The sequence below is a fragment of the Butyricimonas sp. Marseille-P2440 genome (genome assembly GCF_900091675.1).
Classification (GTDB): Bacteria; Bacteroidota; Bacteroidia; order Bacteroidales; family Marinifilaceae; genus Butyricimonas; species Butyricimonas synergistica.
Genome location: NZ_LT594608.1, coordinates 192436 through 214483 on the forward strand (window position 1 = coordinate 192436; position 22048 = coordinate 214483).

General features: G+C 44.4%; 18 protein-coding genes. 4 read left to right on the forward strand and 14 right to left on the reverse strand.

Annotated elements, in window-relative coordinates; all coding sequences use genetic code 11:
- From BN8899_RS04490 to gcvT, 4 genes are all read right to left on the reverse strand, one after another.
- Nucleotides 1-1251, reverse strand: a complete 1251-nt coding sequence (locus BN8899_RS04490; protein ID WP_065218491.1) for a DUF1015 domain-containing protein — start codon at nt 1249-1251, stop codon at nt 1-3.
- A 25-nt stretch (nt 1252-1276) separates the two neighbouring features.
- On the reverse strand, nt 1277-2194 hold the full coding sequence (locus BN8899_RS04495) for an NAD(P)-dependent oxidoreductase (RefSeq protein WP_065218492.1): 918 nt from the start codon (nt 2192-2194) through the stop codon (nt 1277-1279).
- A 103-nt stretch (nt 2195-2297) separates the two neighbouring features.
- Nucleotides 2298-3371, reverse strand: a complete 1074-nt coding sequence (gene serC / locus BN8899_RS04500) for a 3-phosphoserine/phosphohydroxythreonine transaminase (protein WP_065218733.1) — start codon at nt 3369-3371, stop codon at nt 2298-2300.
- Nucleotides 3372-3595: 224 nt separating this feature from the next.
- Entirely contained in the window at nt 3596-4693 is a 1098-nt protein-coding gene (gene gcvT, locus BN8899_RS04505) for a glycine cleavage system aminomethyltransferase GcvT (RefSeq protein ID WP_065218734.1), read from the reverse strand.
- Nucleotides 4694-5016: 323 nt separating this feature from the next.
- On the opposite strand from gcvT, the gene BN8899_RS04510 reads away from it, so the two are divergent.
- Both BN8899_RS04510 and BN8899_RS04515 read left to right on the forward strand, forming a co-directional pair.
- A complete protein-coding gene (locus tag BN8899_RS04510) occupies nt 5017-5364 on the forward strand; it encodes an STAS domain-containing protein (RefSeq protein WP_065218493.1) in 348 nt (115 codons plus the stop codon).
- 192 nt (nt 5365-5556) lie between these two features.
- Nucleotides 5557-6639: a linear amide C-N hydrolase gene (locus BN8899_RS04515; protein WP_065218494.1), complete on the forward strand. Its 1083-nt coding sequence runs from the start codon at nt 5557-5559 to the stop codon at nt 6637-6639.
- 45 nt (nt 6640-6684) lie between these two features.
- On the opposite strand, the gene BN8899_RS04520 is transcribed toward BN8899_RS04515, so the two are convergent.
- The 9 genes from BN8899_RS04520 to BN8899_RS04560 all read right to left on the reverse strand — a co-directional run bounded on the left by BN8899_RS04520 (nt 6685) and on the right by BN8899_RS04560 (nt 18809).
- On the reverse strand, nt 6685-7740 hold the full coding sequence (locus BN8899_RS04520; protein ID WP_065218495.1) for a thioredoxin family protein: 1056 nt from the start codon (nt 7738-7740) through the stop codon (nt 6685-6687).
- 1 nt (nt 7741) lies between these two features.
- Complete coding sequence (locus BN8899_RS04525) at nt 7742-9274, reverse strand: hypothetical protein (RefSeq protein ID WP_065218496.1); 1533 nt, start codon at nt 9272-9274, stop codon at nt 7742-7744.
- Nucleotides 9271-9798: a TlpA family protein disulfide reductase gene (locus BN8899_RS04530; protein ID WP_148375273.1), complete on the reverse strand. Its 528-nt coding sequence runs from the start codon at nt 9796-9798 to the stop codon at nt 9271-9273. Before BN8899_RS04530 ends, BN8899_RS04525 begins: the two co-directional genes overlap by 4 nt.
- Nucleotides 9795-11330, reverse strand: a complete 1536-nt coding sequence (locus BN8899_RS04535; protein WP_065218497.1) for a PKD domain-containing protein — start codon at nt 11328-11330, stop codon at nt 9795-9797. The genes BN8899_RS04530 and BN8899_RS04535 overlap by 4 nt, the downstream gene beginning before the upstream one ends.
- Before the next feature lie 16 nt (nt 11331-11346).
- Nucleotides 11347-12141 carry a DUF4843 domain-containing protein gene (locus BN8899_RS04540; protein ID WP_082986902.1) on the reverse strand — a complete coding sequence of 265 codons (795 nt, stop codon included), beginning with the start codon at nt 12139-12141 and terminating at the stop codon, nt 11347-11349.
- A gap of 13 nt (nt 12142-12154) precedes the next feature.
- Nucleotides 12155-13573, reverse strand: a complete 1419-nt coding sequence (locus BN8899_RS04545; RefSeq protein ID WP_018339676.1) for a RagB/SusD family nutrient uptake outer membrane protein — start codon at nt 13571-13573, stop codon at nt 12155-12157.
- 14 nt (nt 13574-13587) lie between these two features.
- Nucleotides 13588-16824: a SusC/RagA family TonB-linked outer membrane protein gene (locus tag BN8899_RS04550; protein WP_187376769.1), complete on the reverse strand. Its 3237-nt coding sequence runs from the start codon at nt 16822-16824 to the stop codon at nt 13588-13590.
- Nucleotides 16825-16961: 137 nt separating this feature from the next.
- Nucleotides 16962-18188 (reverse strand): FecR family protein, encoded by a 1227-nt coding sequence (locus tag BN8899_RS04555; RefSeq protein WP_018339674.1) that lies wholly within the window; start codon nt 18186-18188, stop codon nt 16962-16964.
- A 69-nt stretch (nt 18189-18257) separates the two neighbouring features.
- Nucleotides 18258-18809: an RNA polymerase sigma factor gene (locus BN8899_RS04560; protein WP_065218499.1), complete on the reverse strand. Its 552-nt coding sequence runs from the start codon at nt 18807-18809 to the stop codon at nt 18258-18260.
- Between the two features lie 473 nt (nt 18810-19282).
- On the opposite strand from BN8899_RS04560, the gene BN8899_RS04565 reads away from it, so the two are divergent.
- Both BN8899_RS04565 and BN8899_RS21285 read left to right on the forward strand, forming a co-directional pair.
- Complete coding sequence (locus tag BN8899_RS04565; RefSeq protein WP_065218500.1) at nt 19283-20401, forward strand: PDDEXK nuclease domain-containing protein; 1119 nt, start codon at nt 19283-19285, stop codon at nt 20399-20401.
- Nucleotides 20402-20520: 119 nt separating this feature from the next.
- Nucleotides 20521-20649: a hypothetical protein gene (locus tag BN8899_RS21285; protein ID WP_255366253.1), complete on the forward strand. Its 129-nt coding sequence runs from the start codon at nt 20521-20523 to the stop codon at nt 20647-20649.
- 124 nt (nt 20650-20773) lie between these two features.
- Here BN8899_RS21285 and BN8899_RS04570 read toward each other — a convergent pair whose 3' ends face one another.
- Nucleotides 20774-22045: a thioredoxin family protein gene (locus BN8899_RS04570; RefSeq protein WP_026207906.1), complete on the reverse strand. Its 1272-nt coding sequence runs from the start codon at nt 22043-22045 to the stop codon at nt 20774-20776.
- Nucleotides 22046-22048 lie beyond the last annotated feature (3 nt).

Consider the following 22048-nt stretch of genomic DNA (forward strand, 5'->3'; position numbering starts at 1 on the left):
TCAGATTTTATGGATAACCATACCTGAACGAAGCTTCGGCTCGAACCAAGTTGTCTTCGGGGGCATAATATTACCGGTATCGGCAATATTAATCAATTGCTCCATAGAAACGGGATACAAAGCAAAAGCTACTTTCATTTCGCCATTGTCAACCCGACGTTTCAATTCGCCCAATCCGCGGATACCACCGACAAAATCGATACGTTTGGAAGTACGCAAATCTTGAATGCCAAGAATGTCAGCCAACACGTGGTTGGAAAGGATCGTTACGTCCAATACCCCGATCGGGTCGTTATCGTCGTAACTTCCGGGTTTAGCGGTCAATTTATACCATCTTCCATCCAAATACATGCTGAATTCATGCAATTTAGCCGGATGATAAATCTCCGTACCCATATCCTCTACCGTGAAATGTTCGCCTAATTTAGCCAACAATTGAGCCTCGGTCAAACCGTTCAGGTCTTTCACTACGCGGTTGTAATCGATAATCTTCAACTGATGATCCGGGAAGTGAACAGCCATGAAGAAATTATACTCTTCCGTTCCGTTATGGTTCGGGTTCTTCGCACTGAACTCTGCGCCGATACGAGCGGCAGCAGCTGTTCTGTGGTGTCCGTCGGCAACATACGTGAAAGGAACTTTCGTGGCGAACAATTCTTCCAGGCGTTTGTTGGTATCCGGGCAGTTGATAGCCCAGAAATGATGACCGAAACCGTCTTCCGCCACGAAATCGTAATCCGCTTTCCGGTTCTTCACGATATCCTCAACGATAGCGTCAATCTCCGGCACAGCCTTGTAAGCAAAGAACACGGGCTCCAAATTAGCCTTCACGTAACGGGTCAAGATCATACGATCCTCTTCCTTGTCCGGACGAGTCAACTCGTGTTTCTTGATAATACCGTTCATGTAGTCCTCGCAAGCCGCGCAACCCACGATACCGTATTGTGTTCTTCCGTCCATCGTTTGGGCGTAAATATAAAATTTAGCTTCCTCGTCTTGCACCAACCATCCTTTTTCCTGGAACATATTGAAGTTTTCCACGCTCTTGTTGTAAACAACTTCCGAGTGGATATCCGTTCCGGCAGGACAATCAATTTCCGCTCTGGTAACATGTAATAATGAACGGGATTTGCCTGCAGCCATTTGCGCGGCCTCTTCCGAATTCATCACATCATAAGGCAAGCACGCCAACTCTTCACACACCTCTTGGGTTGGGGGACGCAATCCTTTAAATGGTTTTACTATTGCCATATATTGATTTTAGATTTAAAATTGATTATTTGTTTACCCTGAATTTCTCGTCACCCTTCTCGATAAAGTTCACGATTTGGCGAGCGGCAGCCAATCCGGCATTCACGTTAGCCTCTTCGGTTTGAGCACCCATCTTTTTCGGGGTAGCGAAGAAACGACCTTCAAATTTATTGAAGCATTCGCAATCCGGAGCTATATCAGTGATATAGTGGAAATCAGCTCTTTCTTCCATTAATTTGCCCAAACCTTCTTCGTCGATAACCTCTTTACGGGCGGTATTTACCAGCACGGCACCCTTCGGCATATTCTTCAACAAATCATAATTGATTGATTTTTTGGTTTGTTCCGTTGCCGGGATATGCAAAGAAACATATTGGCACATACCATACATTTCTTCAGCGGAATGTAACGGGGTAGCACCGGCAGCCTTGATTTGTTCGTCAGTCATGAACGGATCGAAAGCATACACTTCCATCCCGAAACCACGAGCGATACGACCTACATTCTGTCCCACATTCCCGTAAGCATGAATACCGATTTTCTTGCCTTTCAACTCGGAACCGGCTTTACCGTTATAGAAATTACGAGCCATATACACCATCATACCGAAAGCCAACTCTGCCACAGCATTTGAGTTTTGTCCCGGGGTATTCATGGCAACCACGTTGTGAGCGGTACAAGCAGCTAAGTCGATATTGTCATATCCGGCACCAGCGCGAACGATCACTTTCAACTTCTTGGCAGCCTCGATCACTTCTTTCGTGGCTTTGTCTGAACGGATAATCATAGCGTCAACGTCAGCCACGGCAGCGATTAACTCGTCCTGAGAAGTATATTTTTCTAATAATACCAATTCGTATCCTTGAGCCTCAACGATCTCACGAATTCCATTTACAGCAACCGGAGCAAACGGTTTATCTGTTGCAATCAATACTTTAGTCATGATATTTCTATTTTTAATGTAAAAAAAGATTTACGATTCTGGCTCAGAATCGCATTCACGAAGTGAATACCATCATCGAGCCAAAATCGTAAACCGTCAGTAATTAAATATGTTTTGCTTCAAATTCTTGCATTGCAGCAACCAAAGCCTTCACGTCCTCAATTGTACAAGCATTGTAAGTAGAAGCGCGGAATCCGCCTACTGAACGGTGTCCCTTGATACCCACGATATTCTTGGATTTAGCAAAATCAAGGAATTCTTTCTCCAATGACTCGAACCCTTCTCTTAACAAGAAAGGAATATTCATTCTTGAACGAGAACCTTCTTTCACTACCGGACGGAATACTTTACTTCTTTCCAATTCAGCATAGATCATATCAGCTCTTTCGATAGCTAATTTCTCCATAGCTTCAACGCCACCCATAGCTTTAACCCATTTCAAAGTTTCTTTAACTCCGAAGATGTTCACGCAAGGAGGAGTATTGTACATGGATTCTTTATCCACGTGAGTCTTGTATCTCAACATAGTCGGGATCATTCTATCTGCAACCACGTTATTCAAGAAATCATTCTTGATAATCACGAAAGTAACACCGGCAGGCCCGAGGTTCTTCTGGCAACCACCATAGATCATGGCATATTTAGACACGTCAACCGGACGGCTGCAAATGTCTGATGACATATCACAAATCAAGGGCACCGGAGAAGTCGGATCATAGAAGATTTCCGTACCGCGGATCGTGTTGTTAGAAGTAATGTGCATATAATCCACGTCAGAAGGGATCGTGAACTCCGGATAATAAGTGAAACCATCAGCTTCGGAAGAAGCCACGATCTCTACTTCACCCCACATTTTAGCCTCCTTAATAGCGGCAGTTGACCAGGTACCAGTATTCACGTAAGCAGCTTTTTTATTCAAGAAGTTGAACGGAATCATACAGAATTGCATACTAGCCCCACCTCCCAAGAACAAAACTGAATATCCTTCCGGAATGTTCAATACTTCTTTGAATAAAGCTACAGCTTCATCATAAACAGCTTGAAAATCAGAAGAGCGGTGAGACACTTCCATGATAGATTGTCCCGTGTTACCAAACTCAAGTACTGCTTTTGATACATTTTCCAATGTAGAATCCGGCAATTTACAAGGTCCGGCATTAAAAATGTGTTTTCTCATCTCTAAAATATTTAATAGATAATTAATACTAAAATCTTGTTTATAATCACGTTGCAAAGATGCAAAATAAGTCGGTATAAAAGACTTTTTTCCGTAATTTTTATTCGCTTTTATTACTTTCTTATTATCAACAACTTCCGTCCTTCGAAAACGTTTTTGTACCTTAAAAGACAAAAGGCACCCGGAAGCGGGTGCCTTGTATCGTTCAGCTCAAAAGCACCCGACTAAAAGAACGGGGTTTTGACAATTTTCGCTTTTAAAGCTTTATTTCTTACCCGGATGAAAATCTCGGAATCCAATTTATGGAAACCGCTCTTCACGTATCCCGTACCGATTGACTTCCCTGTCCACGGGGAAACAGTACCCGAGCAAACGACCCCGATTTCGTTTCCTTCCGCATCCTCGATCACGTATCCCTGGCGAGCGATACCTTTATCTTGAAGTTCAAACGGTTTCATGTAACGAGTCGGTTTATCTGCTTTCAATTTCTCATGATAAGCGCGATTGATGAAATCATTTCCCGGCACGAACTTCGTGATCCAGCCTAATCCGGCTTCAATCGGAGAATGGTCGTCATCAATTTCATGACCGTACAGGCAGAAACCTGCCTCCAGACGCAACGTGTCGCGAGAACCTAACCCGCAAGGTTTAATACCGAACTCGGCGCCAGCCTCGAATACCGCATTCCAAATTTTCTCGGCATCTTTCACGTAAGCGTAAATCTCGCATCCGCCTGCTCCGGTATACCCCGTCGTGGAGAAAATAACTTTTTCAACCCCGGCAAACGGGATTTCCTGGAAAGTGTAATATTCCATATCCACTACATTAGCCGAAGTTAATTTTTGCATAGCTTTCAATGCCAGCGGCCCTTGAACGGCAAGTTGGCAGATATTTTCGGAAGCGTTTTCCAAATCCGTTTCCAAATTCATACCCAATTCTTTCGCCCATTTGGTACACCATGCCCAATCCTTGTCGATATTCGCGGCATTCACTACCAGCAAATATTTCTCGGCACTGAAACGGTACACCAGCAAATCGTCCACGATACCACCTGTTTCATTCGGGAAGCAACTATATTGTACTTTGCCATCCGTAAGGGCTGCCACGTCGTTAGATGTAACTTTCTGCACCAACTCGAAAGCCTTCGGACCTTTCACCCAAAATTCACCCATGTGAGAAACATCAAACACCCCCACCTTTTCGCGGACCGTATTATGCTCATCCTTGATACCCGTGTATTCTATAGGCATATTGTATCCGGCAAACGGAGCCATTCTTGCTCCCAACGCCTCATGGAAATGTGTAAATGGAGTAGTTTTCATCATTATTTTTCGCTTAAATATTCATATTATTATACTATTAACTATAACGCTCCGCAAAGTTATAACTTTTATTCATCCTGCCCACCCTTTCTCTAAAAATATTATTTCCCGCTCGCGATGATTTAAATCGCTATACTCTCATTCCGGCCACGACTGACCGAGAATAAGTAAATGAAGACATAGAAATTTTGTATGAATTTCGTATGAGGCACGATATCTGTACTCACCGAACAACACGAAAATCTCTTGATAATATTGTTTGCAATATCAACGGAAATGATTACTTTTGCTAAACAACCAATAAATTAGAAACACTAAAAATCATGATAATCAAAGTAACAGAACAAAACGGTATTACCTTCGCCGAATTCACGGAAGAAGTGACTCGCTTCACGTTAGCGTTGGCTGAAGAAGTGAAATCAAACCTCAGACCATACTTAAATAATCCCAATTGCCGGATGATATTTGACTTTAATCACATCGAATTCGTGGATAGTAGCGGTATCGGCACCGTTATCGCTCTTTTCAAAACGGCTAAAAGCATGGGATCAGGCTTGAAACTCTGCAATCTTTCACCGGAAGTTTTAAAAATATTCGAACTTCTCCACTTGCAAGTCATTTTTGACATCACGGGTACACGTGAAAGCTGTATCGCTTCATATAGCAAATAAAAATCTTATAACCGATTTTGAAGTGCACCCCAAAAGTTAGACTCAAAACTTTTGGGGTGCTTTTTTACGCTACATTTAACGGAACAGACATACATAACTTATACCGAATCGCTTGAAACAAAAATTCACTCCTCCCGTATTATCAAATACAAAGCGAAATTCATAAACAACCAGTCCTAATTATTTGTCATTATGAAATACAAACTACAAATTTCACTATTCTTCTCCGTTATCATCTATTTACAACCGCAAACCTTGGATGCTTGCACCGGAATATCTTTGACAGCGAAAGACGGTTCCCGCATCGTGGCTCGTACGATAGAATGGGGCGGTAGCCACCTGAACAGTCAATACGTGATCGTGCCGCGAGGCTTCGAGCAACAATCCTACACGCCGGACGGGACCAACGGGATGCCATTCTCGCCCCAGTACGGATACGTCGGGATTTCCGTGGAACAAAAAGAATTCGTGGCAGAAGGTCTTAACGAAACCGGACTTTCTGCCGGGTTGTTCTACTTTCCCAATTACGGGAAATACGAGGAATACAATCCCGCCCAAAAAGCGAACACCATCTCAGACCTGCAACTCGTGCCATGGATATTGGGCAGTTGCAAAAACATCGATGAAGTAAAAGAAGCCATCGGGAAAGTTCACGTTGTTGGTATTGTCCCGCAAGCCTCCACAGTACACTGGCGCTTTGCCGATCCTTCCGGACGGCAAGTAGTTCTCGAGATCATCAACGGGAAACCCGTCTTTTATGAAAATAAACTCGGGGTACTGACCAATTCGCCGGGATTCGAGTGGCAAATGACCAATCTTAACAACTACGTAAACCTTTTCCCCGGCATGGCTTCCCCGCAACAACTGGACGATATAAAACTCTCCTCTTTCGGAAACGGTAGCGGATTCTTGGGTATCCCGGGTGATATCACACCCCCTTCCCGCTTCGTACGAGCCACTTTTTACCAAGCAACCGCCCCGCAGCAAGAAACTGGCTTGAAAACCGTTCTTCAATGCTTTCAAATCCTAAACAATTTTGACATTCCCATCGGGATTGAATATTCACCGAACACTCCCCCCATCGACATACCTAGTGCGACACAATGGACTTCGGCAACCGACATGACAAACCGGGTAATCTACTACCGCACGATGCACGACAGTGCAATCCGTAGCATTGACCTCAACAAGATCAATTTCACCCGCGTAAAATACCGTGCCATTCCCCTAAACAACGTGCAACAACAACCCATAATCCCGATAGATATTAAATAAGAGGTGCGTTTCAACACACCTCTTATCTACAATTATTTATAAATCTCACACTCTCTCCAGTTGAATAATCTTCTCCCAACGTGCCTTTTGAGCCGGAGTAGCCGAAGCTAAAGGACAATCTTGATACTGGCAAAAAGGACCGGCTAAACGAAAAACGACCCAAACAGCCAACTGAGAATCATCTTGCAAAATAGGCATCTCTTTTTCGCACACATCCAACAATTTATCTATATCATCGCTTCCCACTGCCTCAGCGATTTTCAAAGCAGCCAATAAATGACACTCATTCAACAACTTCATTTTTTTAATCTCTTTCTCTACTGCCTTTAAACGCTTGATCCCAACATTAATAATCTCACCTCCCATTATAGCCAAAATCTCATTACAAAGATCTTCTCCCAATCGCTTATCCACCTTTTCCCGACCAATAGTTGCATAAAATCTTTCCCGTTTATTCCTCAAAAACTGAAACGCCTTGGAATCAGAAGGACTCAATTGCGAATTAGCAAAAATAAACCAATATTCTTGAGATATCTTTTCTTCATCGCTCGCAACTTTCAACAATTCGTCTGCCACAACCGGCAATTTCGACCTTTCGCCACACTCGTTCAACAATTGAAGATACCCGTACAAAAATGCTTTATCTCGATTGCCGGCACGATATTTCTCCTCCCGGCTTCCCAATGACTCGGTCCCCTCTATCCCTTCTTTTACCAATCGGATAAATTCATCTACCTCGTAAGCACCGGAAATCTTATGCTGAAGCGTCCCGTCCGCCCGAATCAGAAAAAACGTGGGATAGGAAGCGACATTATAATTCCGAGCAAATTTCTTTCCTTCCTCTTTTTCCATGTCAAATTTCACGGAAACAAACCTCGGGTTAAAAAACTCACTCACTTTCTTTTGAGAAAATACCTTTTCAGACATCAACTTACAAGGTCCACACCACGTCGTGTAGCAATCCACAAAAAGCAACTTATTCTCTGCTCTTGCCTTTGCTAAAGCCTCATCGAAAGAGAGAATTTCAAAATTCACGCCTTCCTGTCCCTTAACTACGACACAAATAGTGAAAAAAATAACAAAACAAACAAACCTTCTCATCTTAATCCTCCTGCAACACAAATTTATACGTTTTACTTGGCTCAAACCAAGCGTCATACACCAACAACATATCTTCAGACACGGCCACCTTCCAATCCTGCTTGGATGCCAAACGAGGATTTTTCAATCGCTCCGGGAAAATAAAACCGAATGGTATCTTACCAACAGTTGCCGGTTCCCCGGGTATTCGGTTATCAAACGTCCGGATCCCCTCTCCTTCCAACTGGTCCACCGAAAAATTCTCTTTCGTTTCCAAGGTAATCACGCACTTCTTCCCCTTGTGCACCATTTTCACCGTGTAAGTTTCTTCCCCCGGACGGAAACGGACATCCCATTTCGGATCTCCGAAATAAGCCAACAAATCCCGCTCCTGCCAAAATCCGAGAATATTTCCATCGACACGTTTAGCTGTTGCCCCTTCCATTTGGGCACTTATAACAGACAAATTTGTCATCGCATCCCGGGTGAAATCATAACTGGATTCCAGCAATCGGGGAGAGAAATCCTGCAACGTATGCAATAGATGCTGTTGTCCAAGAAAATAAGCTTCTGCCATCGTATAACGCCCGGGGGTAGCGTGCCAGAATTTCAAACCGCCCCACACGGCTTGCCCCAACAATATCTGGTTAGCAGGATACCCCACCATGGCTGTCACATTCGGGCTTCCCATCCACGCCAAAGCACAACTCTTTTCCGGCTGATCCACATCACAACCGAAACACCCGGCGGCAATATACACTTTTGGCTTTCCCGACCACTCCAATTCCCGATTCAATACTTCTCGCCGGGAAACGCGATTATCTTCTACCTTCACCTCCTGCATCGCGTGACGAAAAACTCCGTTTTGAGCATAAATCCGCTCGTGCACGCTTGAATTATCCGGCATCAACAACTGATAATTAGGTGCGTAAGACTCACACAACACGAAATCCGGCTCTAACTTCCGGTAAAGTTCGTTAAACTTATCTGTTTGCTTGTCTGCCTCCCAATGCTCCACGGCAAGCGTGTCGCAACTATTCATTTTCATTCCTGACTTTCCCCAACTCACGTACCCGAATCGCTCCCAATCCGCTTCTGTCAATTCAACTCTCTTTTGCGCCACCAATCCGTTATGTATCTCGAGCGGCTCTTTGGCATTCGTCACCAATTTCATTGCCATCTCCGCATCGATCCCCGTGATAATTCCCCAAATAAAATCGGCATAAATCGAGGGGGTCATCTGCCGCGACAAACGGTGCATCCCGATAACATAATCCCGGGTAATCCGCTCCGGTTTTTCTACTACCGCCACGTAACGGGGGTGTATACGCCGCAATTCCTCCAATGCCTCCCGCGGCTCCTTGACGTAATACACTACCTCCGCGGCGTGCAACTCCCGTAAAACTTCCACCACCTCTTTCCAAGCCTGCTCTTGTTCCACCGAGCGACTTGCCAATACCACGTATTCACATCCTTCAACTTTTACAGGGCGACGATTGCCGGCAAATACACTGCCGACAATCAAAAAAAACACAACAACAACACTTTTTCTCATATTCCTTTCAATTTTAACAATCGTTCCAACGTTTTCGGATCGGAAGGACGCGTCATATCGGCATCCACGATTTTCCCCTTCTTGTCCAACAAAATAAAACGGGGAATTCCCTTGATACGATAAGCCTCCATAAAGGTCTCGTTTCCCTCTGCATTCAACTGCACCCCTCCCATCTCTCGCTCTTTCACAAATTTTTGCCATACACTCCGGTTTTCATCCACCGACATGCTCACGAAAACGATCTTCTTGCCATGTAACTTCTGTTCCAATTTTTTCAGATAGGGAATCTCCGCGCAACAAGGGCCGCACCACGTCGCCCAAACATCAATATACACGTACTTTCCTTTCAAACTCTTCAATGTCACCACCTTGCCATTCACATCCCGGTATCTGAAATCCGGTGAAGCCATTCCCGCTTTCAGTGTATCCGCCACCGGCGCCGTCATCTGATCGGCCGCAACAGCTTGTCCCCCCGGGATTCCCAGGAGAACAAGCATAAGAAATAGATAAATTTTCGTCATCATTTTACATCTTTATAGAACAACTTCAAGGGCTTATCGGCCACCCCTTCAAACTTTGCCACGAACGAAAAATCTTGCGTCTTGTAAACATAAACGTTCCCTTTCAATCCGGATGCTCCCGCATCGTATCCCCCCACGTACAAGTATTCTCCATCCGGGCTTTGTGCAATACAAGTCGCCTCCCCGGGTATCGTCAACACGTTACGGCCACTCGCCGAAGCATCAGGCAATGCATCCGTGTAACGCCAACGATACACCTTGTTACCACTGGTGTAAAAAACTTCATTCCACAACCCGTTATACAACACCTGCGACTCTGGGGTCAACGTCAATGGGGAAGATACACTATAATCTCGAACTTGACTTTCGCTCTCTTTAGCGAACAATTCTCCCAACGTCCAATGATCCGGTACCTGGTTAAAAACCGTAATCCGCACCTTACCCGAACTGTTTTTCGATTCGCTCACGACAACCAACCGTTTGACCCGCTCCCCGACTAACAGGTAATTGATGATCCGATGTCCCGAAAACTCATTCCCTGAATTATACACCTTACTGCTCCCCTGATAAAGGAACATCTTCTCCTGATCGTTATCCGCAATCATCGGGAACGAGATGATAGTCGCCTCTTCCGCAGCATTAATGAAATCCGCCTGATACAACTTCGTGGCTTTCATATCCTTTCCCCACCAAGAATCATTTACCAATCCATTAGCGGTCAATTGAGACCCCACCACCTGGCCGCCTTTGGACAGGACGCCCAAATTCGTATTGTACACGGACAAGGCTACCGGTTGTATATCCCATTCCAACAACAAAGTCAAATCCATTTTACGCAACACCATCAACGTGTTTTTCTCCAACTCGTAAATGCATTTTTGAGACTCCGAAAGCACAAACACGCTTCCTTTATAGTTTCCACTATTCATCAAACAAATATCCCAGGCATCCCGCAACTCGAAATCCGGATTGATCATCGACCAGACATCCACGTTAAAGTCCTCTGCCTTTGCCTGCAACAATTCATTTGCATCGCTCAACACGGGACAAAACGACAATCGCCCATTCCCGGCATCATCCGAACTCAACACCAGCAAACCGGTTTCCATCCCGGCTTTCACCGTGACTGTCACGTAATGGAAGGTACTCCCGAACTCGTTATAGACCCGCAAACGTACCAGAAATTCACCCACGCGATTAAACGCGTACTCAAGCGCCGGTTCCGTGGAAACAAAACGCATCGAATCGATCACCGGCTTCCCGTCTTTGTAATCAGATATGTATCCCACGCGCCATTCATACGCCAACTCGTATTCCTTCAAACTCTGTGATACTTCAGCCTCGAAATGCACCGGTTTCATAAATTCCACAAACGCCGCATCCCCACTTTCGTTCATCCCATCGCCCGACATCTTCGCAATCGTGATGTCGGAAACTTCATTCACGAACCCGGTCGTATCGTCATGAATACAGGAAACCATTCCCAACGATACCCCGAGCAAACATAACAACAATCGTATATATCTCTTTTTCATAATACACTTTATTTAATTATAAATACGGATCCGGCATTAACGTGTAATCCCCATCTTCCGGATGAGCTTTCAAATGGTCATACAAGGGACGCGCCACATATCGCTTAAGCATGGTATTATAAGGTTCTTTCCAAAAATAACGGAACCACCCCTGCATCTCGGCAAAATCATAATTCCATATCTTTTCAATATTTTTCCCCAGATTCGGCAGAAAATACTCTGTCCACACGTAAGGTTCCAATTCTTCCACCTGATGGTAAAAACGAAGTACCAGCTCGTTATATTTAGGCGACCATGCCGTCCCGAACATATAACCGCTCCAGCTCCACCACATCGGTTGATACAACTTAAACGGATAGATAATATAGCATACCTGCGAAGAGATCACCGGTTGGAAATGCTCGTTCTCCACGAGCTTAAAAACAACCGACACCGTATCTGTTTCCGAATAGGCATAGGAAAAATTCAACATCCCGAACGTCTGCCCTGCCGGGATATAGCACGTGTCCTCGAATCTCAACCGCTCGGCAGGTATCGTGCTCAAAGAGTCCACCAGTTCCACCTTGAAATGGCGGTCTACATTCGCGGAGAAACCGAGAACATCAATACGGTCACTGTATTCGCACCATTCATTACCCAACGATGACGGGCGAATATCCAATGTATCGTATGAGCCTAAAAAATACACACCGGCCTTTTGATCGGTATCATACCACAAATAATCGCGGTCACAACCGCCTAAAAAAGCGGAAATCACCAGCATAGTACAACAAAGCCTAAAAAATCGATTCAATAATATACTTGTTTTCATATATTTTGCCCCTTTAATTTAAATCCTCTCTAAAATCAAACTCATCATCCGGGATAAGCAATTGCCACATGTTCTCGCTCATCGTAAGTTCCTGTCCGTATGCAGAGATCACCGTCTGCGGGTAACGATGTTTCATCTGAAACCACACCTGCCCTTCACACACCAGCTCTTTTCTCCACTCCTTGTCAATATTTTCCAGTGTCAACGTGCCCGGGAATTTCGACAAACCACGGGAAATCACGAGGTCATCAAGATACCCCTGTGCCGCTGTAGGATTGGCAGCTAAAGCAGCCTCGGCCGCAATCAGATACATCTCCGCAATGCGGATCTGATTTATCCCTTCCAACCCGGCAGGTGGCGTTGAGGAATTTGCCAACTCCACGGGATCCAACAATTTAAGCGTTCTCGTGTAATCTCCGGTTGCCACCGTATTGCCAAACCAATCCCGCCGGGCATCCATCTCTCCCGCTACCGACGCATAAAGTCCAATCTGGCTTGCAGTCGGATCGTACGAATCCATACCTCTCCCGATATAACGGGGATACAATTTGTCATACAATGTCTTAGTAGACAATCCCCAAATTGCCTCCGTTTCGGCAATTACACCCGCCATCATATACGTGACATCTTTCACCTCCCTCACCAGGGGGAACTTCTCCGACTCAATCAATGCCCGTGCATACTCTCCCGCCTTCTCCAAATCGCCCGGTTCCCCGCGCATGTAATACACCCGGGCCAAAGTCGCCTGTACCGCGTACCAGTTGAAATGTACCTCACGGTTCCGACAGATAATAAATTCATGCGAGCGCACCCGCGGCCACGTCAAAAGCGTTTCATCCTCCCGCAACAATTTCTCGGCATCCAGCAAATCCTGGATAATAAGATCGTAACACTCTTTCACCGTGAAGAATGAAGTCACATCAGGACCGAAATGCTTGACATAAGGGATTCCCCTCTCCGACAATTTCACCGGGGCAAACATCCGAAGCAAATCGAAATGGAGGTAAGCCCGCAAACCCAACGCCTCACCCCGGTAAAGATCCTCGAACCGGAGACGCTCACCCTCGTAAGCATCCAAATTCGACAGGAAATTATTAATATCGCTGATCGAATGATACATCCCCTGCCATATCGAATTGTAAACCCTCCTGCATTCCTCCCGATCATGTTCATATTCCAGCATAGAGTTCAAGGATGCGTTAGCGGGAATGTAAAACTGTGCCAAAAAATCCATCCAGAAAGGCACATCCACGCCATACACCGTAGATTGCGCCAACCCGGCATATATCCCGTACAACGCATCTTCTACGCCCTCCCGGTTGGTAAACAATTTATTCTCCAATACCGTCGACTTATCGCGCGAGGTAAGAAAATCGTCGCACCCTCCCAACAGGAGTGCTGCCCAAATCCATAGTATCGCTAATTTTTTCATCGTGTATTCAATTTTTAGAATGTCGGACTAATCGTAAAATTGTATCCTCTCATGTAGGGATAGCTGGTTCCCCGTTCATACTTCACCGTACCGACCCGAAGTATATCGCTGAAACCGACACCCAACGCCAAACGTTTCAAACCGATCTTTTTCAACCAGTCTCCTTCCAAGTTATAGGATACACTGAGTGAGGAAAGATAAAACTCGTTGTTCCGCTCCACGAAACGTTCCGTGTGACCACTCGTGGGACGTTGCACGTTAGGATACATCACGTAATCGTCCATCTGTTTCCAACGTTCCGTGAAAGCCCGACGGTCCACATTATCCTCTACATTGATATTCTCGACCTTATTTGCCCGAGTGACATTGTAAATATCTCCCCCGAAGGTTACCGAGCATCCGGCAAATACCGAAAGATTCTTCCAACGGACTCCGGTGGAAATCGTCCCGTGCAACTTCGGGATAGTATTTCCCAACGCCACCTTATCCTGCGGATCAAAAGTAAACGTGTAAGAACCGTCCTTCTTGATAAAAATCTCTTTCCCGGTAGCGGGGTCTATACCAGCCGAACGGACGGCATAAATTGCCGTGGCAGACTCACCCTCTTCCAATTGGATCCTCGGTGCCGTGAATGTACTGTACTTGTCACGATTCTCGGCATTGATATTTTTCAACGAATTACTGATCTTTTTGATTTTGTTGACCGTATGGCTCGTGCCGAAACTCATCGACCAACCCCAATCCCGCGTATGAATAATCTGCCCCGAGATGGAAAGTTCGTAACCGCGGTTGACACTCTCTCCCAAATTATAATTAACGGAATTATATCCCGTTGAAGGGGGCAACGAAACCGCCATCAACAAATCTTTCGACGCCTCTTTGTAAAAATCCACATTCACGCCCAAACGTCCCTCGAACAATTCGACATTAACTCCACCGTTCCATTTCAACGTGCGCTGTGATTTCAACTTGTCATTTCCCATGGCAGAAGGTAAAGCCCCAAGATAACTATCGTATGTCGCATTGTATTTATAAGTAGTCTGCGCGAGCGTTCCCCCGAAATTGTTACTTCCCACATACCCCACGCTTCCCTTGATACGTAAACTCTTCACCCAGCCTAAGTCCGCAATAAACTGTTCGTTGTGAACATTCCAACCAAAACCGACCGACCAATAAGGTGACCAACGACGATCCTTGGAGATCACGGAGTTACCTGACGTACGGAACGAAAAATCAACAAAATAACGATTTTTCAAAATAAAGTTGACATTCCCGAAATAAGCCACCGTGGCGCTATACGATTCACCACCTCCCGCGTGAGAACCCTCCGGGAATTTCTGTGAAAAGTTCAAATCATCCAAACGGTCTTTCGAGAATCCGACTGCCTGGAAACTAAATGAATTTCCTTTACTTTGCGACACGTTAACTCCCCCGTGAAGGCTCAACAAAGTTCCCTCTTCATCCAAAGGAAGGCTGTAATTCAACACCCCGGACAAACTCCATCCAGTCCCTTTATTTCCTGACACATCGTAACTGCCTTTCTCGTCTTCCGGGTATTCCTCCCTTTGGAATTTGGTGTGATCCGGTGAAACATACACATCCGACTGCCCGTTACTCATGTTGTATCCGGCAGTACCGGTAAAATAAAATCCTTTCAAAATATCCCACCTCATGCTCAAGCTACTGGAAAAACCTTTCTCTTCCGCTTTACTGAAACTGCTCAAAGTGGCATTCCAAAGTGGATTGATCTTGTCATACGACAACACCTTCACCCACTCCCCGTTCTCATCCTTGGGGGCATCATAAGGATTGATCGTCACCCAATCGCTATAACTTCCATAAGGCGAATCCTTTGTTGCCATCTTAGAAAAATCAGTACGGAGACTAACCGTCAATTTATCATTCAAATGATAAGAGAAATAGAAACCTAATCCCAAATTACGGCGATAGTCACCTTTCATCACACCCCGGTCATCCGAGAAATTGGCAGTAATCCCGTAATCCATGCCGCCACCGCGCCCGGTGATGCTCAACGAGTGGGCATGCGACCAGGAATTGCGCAACGGGATAGATTTCCAATCCGTGTTCACTCCGGCAGTAACCCGCTTCAATTTTTCGTTATACAACTCGTCATACTCTCCCGTCGGGCTATCATATTTCCCGTACAAACGTTCCAGTTCCAACTTCTCCCACGGGGAACAAAGATTGAAAGAAGATACATCCGGGAAACCAATGTTCGGTACAAAATTGTAACGCACTCTCACTTTACTATCTGTCACGCGCTTTCTCTCGACCACGATCACGCCGTTAGCCGCCTTCTCCCCGTACATCGCCGTGGCGGAAGCATCTTTCAGCACATCAATACGCTCGATATCGAACATATCCAAATCGTACAAACGCTCCATGCTGATCTCCACCCCGTCCATGATAATCAACGGGCGATTCAACCCCATCTCCATCTTTTCGCTATCGAGCGAATTCATACCGCGAAGAATGATCTCGGGAATCTTGTTCGGGTTAGAACCGTTCACGTCATCCGTCACGATACGCAAACCGGGAACCATGAAACTCAAAGCCTTCAGCACGTTGGTCTTCGACACGGTCAACAAATCCTCTCCTTTCACCGAGGTCACCGCACCCGTGTAACTATTCCGGTTTTGCGTGAAATAACCGTTCACTACAACTTCGTCTATCGATTCAACTTCTTCTTTCATCACGATATTCACCTCTTTTCCCGGCGTGACTTTCACCTCCTCCTCGCGCATTCCCACGAAAGAAGCGACCAAAACAATCGACGCCTGCTCGGGCAACTCCAAGCGGAATTTTCCGTTGACATCCGAGGAAACCCCGATAGTCGTTCCCTTCAACACGATCGTGACTCCCGGCAACGGCTCTCCGTTCTGATCCTTCACGACACCGGTAATGACAACCTTCTTCTTTTCCGGCTCGCCATTCTTCACCCGGTAGATCACCACCGTCTCTTCATTGATCTCGTACTTCAACTTCGTATTACGCAAGCAATAATCCAGAATTTCATTCACCGTCTTCTGTCGCATATCCAAAGACACTTTCACATCCTTGATCTCGTCTGTCCAATACATAAACGTGAAATCGGTCTTTTCCTCCAATTTCCAAATCACTTGCTCCAAGGAAGCGTTTTCCAAACGCAGATCCAGCAACTTGCCTTGAGAATGCACAGCCGCTGTAACTTGAAAACAAGAAAACAACACTAAAAACAATTTTAACTGCATAATCCACAAAATTTTTCGCCAATTCCCGTTAAAAAAGGAACCAGAATCTCGTTTTTTTTTCATAATTTTGAACAATTAATAAAGAACACTTATTTATTGATTCTGATGCGTTTATGTTGCCAGCGTAAACGCATCTTTTATTTTTTACTCGAAATCAAATACACACTATCCCGTAAGGTTATCTCCATCAACGAATTCATTTTCAACATATCGATAATCGGATTCATGTTGTCATACCGATTCAATTTAGCCCCGATTCTGATATTCTTCACGTCGTCATCCACAAATTGGTATTTTACATGATACCATCGAGCCAAATAAGCCATTATATCCTCCAAACGCTCGTTCCTAAAAATAAACCTACCGCTTCGCCACGCGACATAACGTGCAACATCTACTTCATTCACCACCATGGTTCTTGCCGCCTTTTCGTAAACGACTTGTTCCCCGGAAATAATATCTTCAAATTGTCGACCGTCAAAAACCTGCACTTTCCCTGATGCCAAAGTTGTCGTTACCACCTTTTCGTCATCATAAGCCCGCAAATTAAAAGAAGTTCCCAACACCTTAACTGACAAATCCCGAGTTTCTATCACGAACGGATGTTCGGCATCTTTGGCTACATCAAAATACGCCTCTCCGGACAACGCCACGATTCTTTGCGCCCCCTTGAAACTCACCGGGAAACTCAATTTCGATTCCGCATTCAAATAAACTTTTGTACCATCCGACAAAGTCAACGAGTACTCCATCCCAGTCAACGTCTGAATCATATTCCGCACTTCTTTTTCATTCTTAACTTCGTGGATCTGATAACCTATTCCCGTTGAATCCGCCATAATTACAGTTCCATCTGACTCTTTCAATAAAAAGGTCTGGTCTTTCACTATATCCATAACCTTCCCGTCTGCCATGGTCAAACGGGCTCCGGTCGTCCCGGCTTCAATCCGGTAAGCGAAAACAGCTCCCGGCTCTTCCTTGACCGGTTGGTTTATCCAATAGAAAATACCATAAATAATCAATATGATACCCACTGCCGCATATCCAGCTATATATTTGAACCTATTCCACACTTTTCCAGAAGGCTTTTTCTTTATCATACCTGTTTTATCAGCAAGCATATTGGATTTTCTTGCCAAATGATCTTTAAAAACCTTCCAGCCTTCTTGTTGGTCAAACCGCCTTGTCGTAGATTCAAACCGGATATAATTATTCAAATCCAACACATGCTTGGCTAAATCTCGATTGCTTTCCCGCTCTTTCTCCCATTCCTCATAATCCCTCTTGTCCTGTTCCGTCGGAGCATCAGTAAAAAATGCCGCCAAAAACTCAGCTATCCTAAAATGCTTTTTGAACGATTCCATTGTTATCTTATTTTACTCATATAACACGCGAACCCTCAAACAGGAATAGTCAGAAAGTAAAAAAAATCGTCAAATAAATAACAATAAATAAAAATGCCCTTTTAATTGCGCCCTTAATTTACGGTATGCCGTTTGTTTCAGCGACTTTACAGAGCCCTCTCCGATTCCCATCTCCTTTGCTATCTGCGGATTACTCATTCCATCTAGAGAATAACGGATAATCTTCCGCATTTGAGGCGGCAATTTATCCACAGCATTTCGCACCAAAAGATAAGTTTCTTGTTCGATAACCTGTTCTTCAAAAACACGCTCGGATTCTAATTCCTCCTCATACATCTTCCGGTAATTCAAACTCACTTTCTCGTGACGCAAGATATTTAAACAGTGATTCCGCGTAACAGTATAAAGGTATCCTTTCACCTTATAAATATCATCAAAATCCTCTCGCCTCTCCCAATACCCGATCAAAGCTTCCTGAGCCACATCCTTGCATTGTTCGTCATCTTTCAAATAACGGGCTGCAAATACACACAACATAATATAGTAATCATCAAAGAATTCTTTGAACGCAAGCAAATCCCCTCGCTTAATGTCCGATACTATACCTTGCTTTATACTCACTGCTCAAATTATTTACCGGACAAAAATAAGTATTATTCGGTCTCAGAACAAATATCGCAAAAAAAAACAATATCTTGCACTATCTTCGACTATATCAACAGAAGACCCAAAGAGAAACCGTAGAAAATCCGAGATAATCCTCTATCACTGTCGTGTTGCCAACGTTTTCGCTATAGTGTTTCTACATCAAAGATTATAGAATGGCTACGGCAAAAACGAAGCGAGAACGGGGGTGGGGTATGTTTTGGGTTCATCTTCTTTGGGATTATAGTGGGTTCTCTATAGGATTGCATACGGAATCCCGAGTATAGATGTTTGGAATAAAAAACAAGGTAGGGAGCGCAATAACATCAAACATACTGCACAACTCTTTTTCCTTGTCGACATTTACTTTCAAAAAAAATTAAAAGAGGAAGCAATAAACAGCTTGCCGGAACTAAAGTTTTAACCATAAAAGACTTATCTTTGTAACTATGAACTTTGAAGCATTAGTAAAACATATCAACACGATACAGAACACGTTGCAGGCACAAGCCGCACACGCTGTAAACCTTGCCCTTACATCCCGTAACTGGCTTATGGGTTACTATATCGTGGAATTTGAGCAGAACGGAGAAGACCGTGCCGCATACGGAGAACAACTGTTGAAAAGACTGGAACAACGACTGAAAACAAAAGGTCTGAATGAACGTAGATTCCGTGAATTTAGGCGGCTGTACCTCGTTTATCCACAGCTAAAAGAGCAGATATTACACTACATAATGTCAGGTAATGAAATTCGGCACACACTGTCCGCCGAATTCACAGAACCAATTCGGCACACGGTGTATGCCGAATTACATACAGCAGACAATCAGATTAATAACTGGAATATACCTGCCGAAAAGCTGTTTAACAGGCTACCATATTCTCACTTAAAATTTATATCCAAAATTGAGAACCCAGTCAAACGTGCTTTTTATGAAATAGAAACAATGAGGGGCTGTTGGTCTGCAAGAGAATTGGAGCGACAAATAGCATCTTTATATTACGAACGTAGCGGACTATCCAAAAACAAAGAAGCCCTCTCCGCTTTAGTCCAGCAACAAGCAACCTTATTACAACCTAAAGATGTTATCAATACACCTGTTACTTTGGAGTTCTTAAGATTGAATGAACGTGCATTAGTGACAGAAAACGATTTGGAACAATCTATTCTTGACAACTTGCAACGCTTACTATTGGAAATGGGACATGGCTTCTGCTTTGAAGCCCGGCAAAAACGCATCTTGATTGATGAAGATTATTTCTTTGCCGACCTTGTGTTCTATCATCGCATTTTGAAATGTCATGTTATTGTGGAATTGAAGATAGACAAGTTCCGCCATGAGTATGCTTCACAGTTAAATATGTATCTTAACTACTTTAAAGCAGAAATGATGCAGCCGGATGATAATCCGCCTATCGGTATTTTGCTCTGCACCGAAAAGGGGGATACATTAGTTAAGTATGCCACTGCCGGATTAGACCCGAATATCTTTGTACAGAAATACATGATAGAACTTCCAACCGAAGAAGAATTAAAGGAGTTCATTTCTTCTTCAAACTATTAGAACAACAAACCTAAAAACTGGCGAAAAGAAGAATACTTTTTTCTTTTCGCCAGCATATATACTTTGCTGTCAATAGAAATAAGTTTAACTCGTTGGTTGAATTAAAATTCTAAAATGATTTGCCAAACCTGATCAGCCGCAGGCAGTTTAATGCCCGTCGTAAACTAACGGCACGGCTTGCAGAGGATATCCGCAGTGATGTGGCAATGGCAATAGACGGTGCGAGAGGGGGGGATATTTTGGGTTAATCTTCTTTGGGATTATAGTGGGTTCTCTATAGAATTGCGTACGGAATCCCGGAGTATAGATGTTTGCACTCGAAAAGCAGTTCGAAAACTAATCCGAACTGCTTCTTTTTAATACACCAAACAACTATTTTAGTAATTGTTCCTGAATAATCTTCTCGAACTTTTCTGGCATCGCCCCCGTTTCAATAATCGGCTTTCCCCCGACAGGAATAAAAAACAAGGTAGGAAGCGCAACAACATTAAACATACTGCACAACTCTTTTTCCTTGTCGGCATTTACTTTCAAAAAAATGACCTTATCTTTATACTTCTCCGCCATCTTTTCCAATTCCGGGATCAACCGCATGCAAGGACCGCACCACGTCGCCCAAAAATCGATCACAACGGGCTTATCGCCCTTAAAAACAAACTCTTTATCTTTCCGATAATCGTAGATATGCTCCAAAAAATAATCACGGGTGATCGGGTTCAACTTACCCGCCTCCACCGTTACTGTCGAACCGGACAGGACCTCGTCTTTCACTTCCGCCAAATCAAAAGCCTGGAAGTACACTTTTTGTTTCTGGAAATCAATAGAAAGTATTCCTTCCTTCAGGATTCCGGTTCCCAAGACAGAACGAGGCAAATCCTTATTTTCTGCCACGACCATCCCCGGGAAACTATTTTTTACGAAGTCACATTTGCCCGCCACTTTCGTGTTACTCGTTTTCACAAGCTGCCCGTAACCATTATACAACGCAACCTCATTCCCGGCACTCCCCCCTATTTTAGCATAATCCGACGATGTCAAAGTAACCATCCCCTCGTTCCACGTGTCAAAAGCCAAAGAGAACACCTCCCCGTCTATCGTTACCGAGAAAGCAACCACCGAACCCGGCAGGATACTCAGATCAGCACGATGATCTAACTTCATGTACGAGGGACGGTACGGGACAGACGTGGTAATCTTTTTGCGTTTACTATCGATCGTCAATACCACGTTACGGAACAACGCCCCGCCAACAACTCCAGCAACCCCGAGTTTTCGCAAATAAGGTTCATCTTCCAGCACGAATGCCGCCACACTATTCCCGAACACATTATTCCCGAAAGAAATTGTGCTAATAGAAACACTTTTGGACGTCGGGACTTTCTTGTACAGAAAAGAATCGTAATGAAAATCACCTTCCTGATTCGGGTCTATATTAAATTTCTCCACGTATTCCGGCAAGATAGCATTATGTCCAGCCAAGTCCAGCACAAAATCCGCCTGCACCCCGTTCACAACCATTCCAATAATTATTTTACCGTCCACTTCCCGGTAATCCTTTACCTCCGTGGCAGTGTTCTTGGATTGAGCAATTGTCAACAATGGCAACAACATTATTACCAAACCTATAAACAATTTAGTTTTCATACT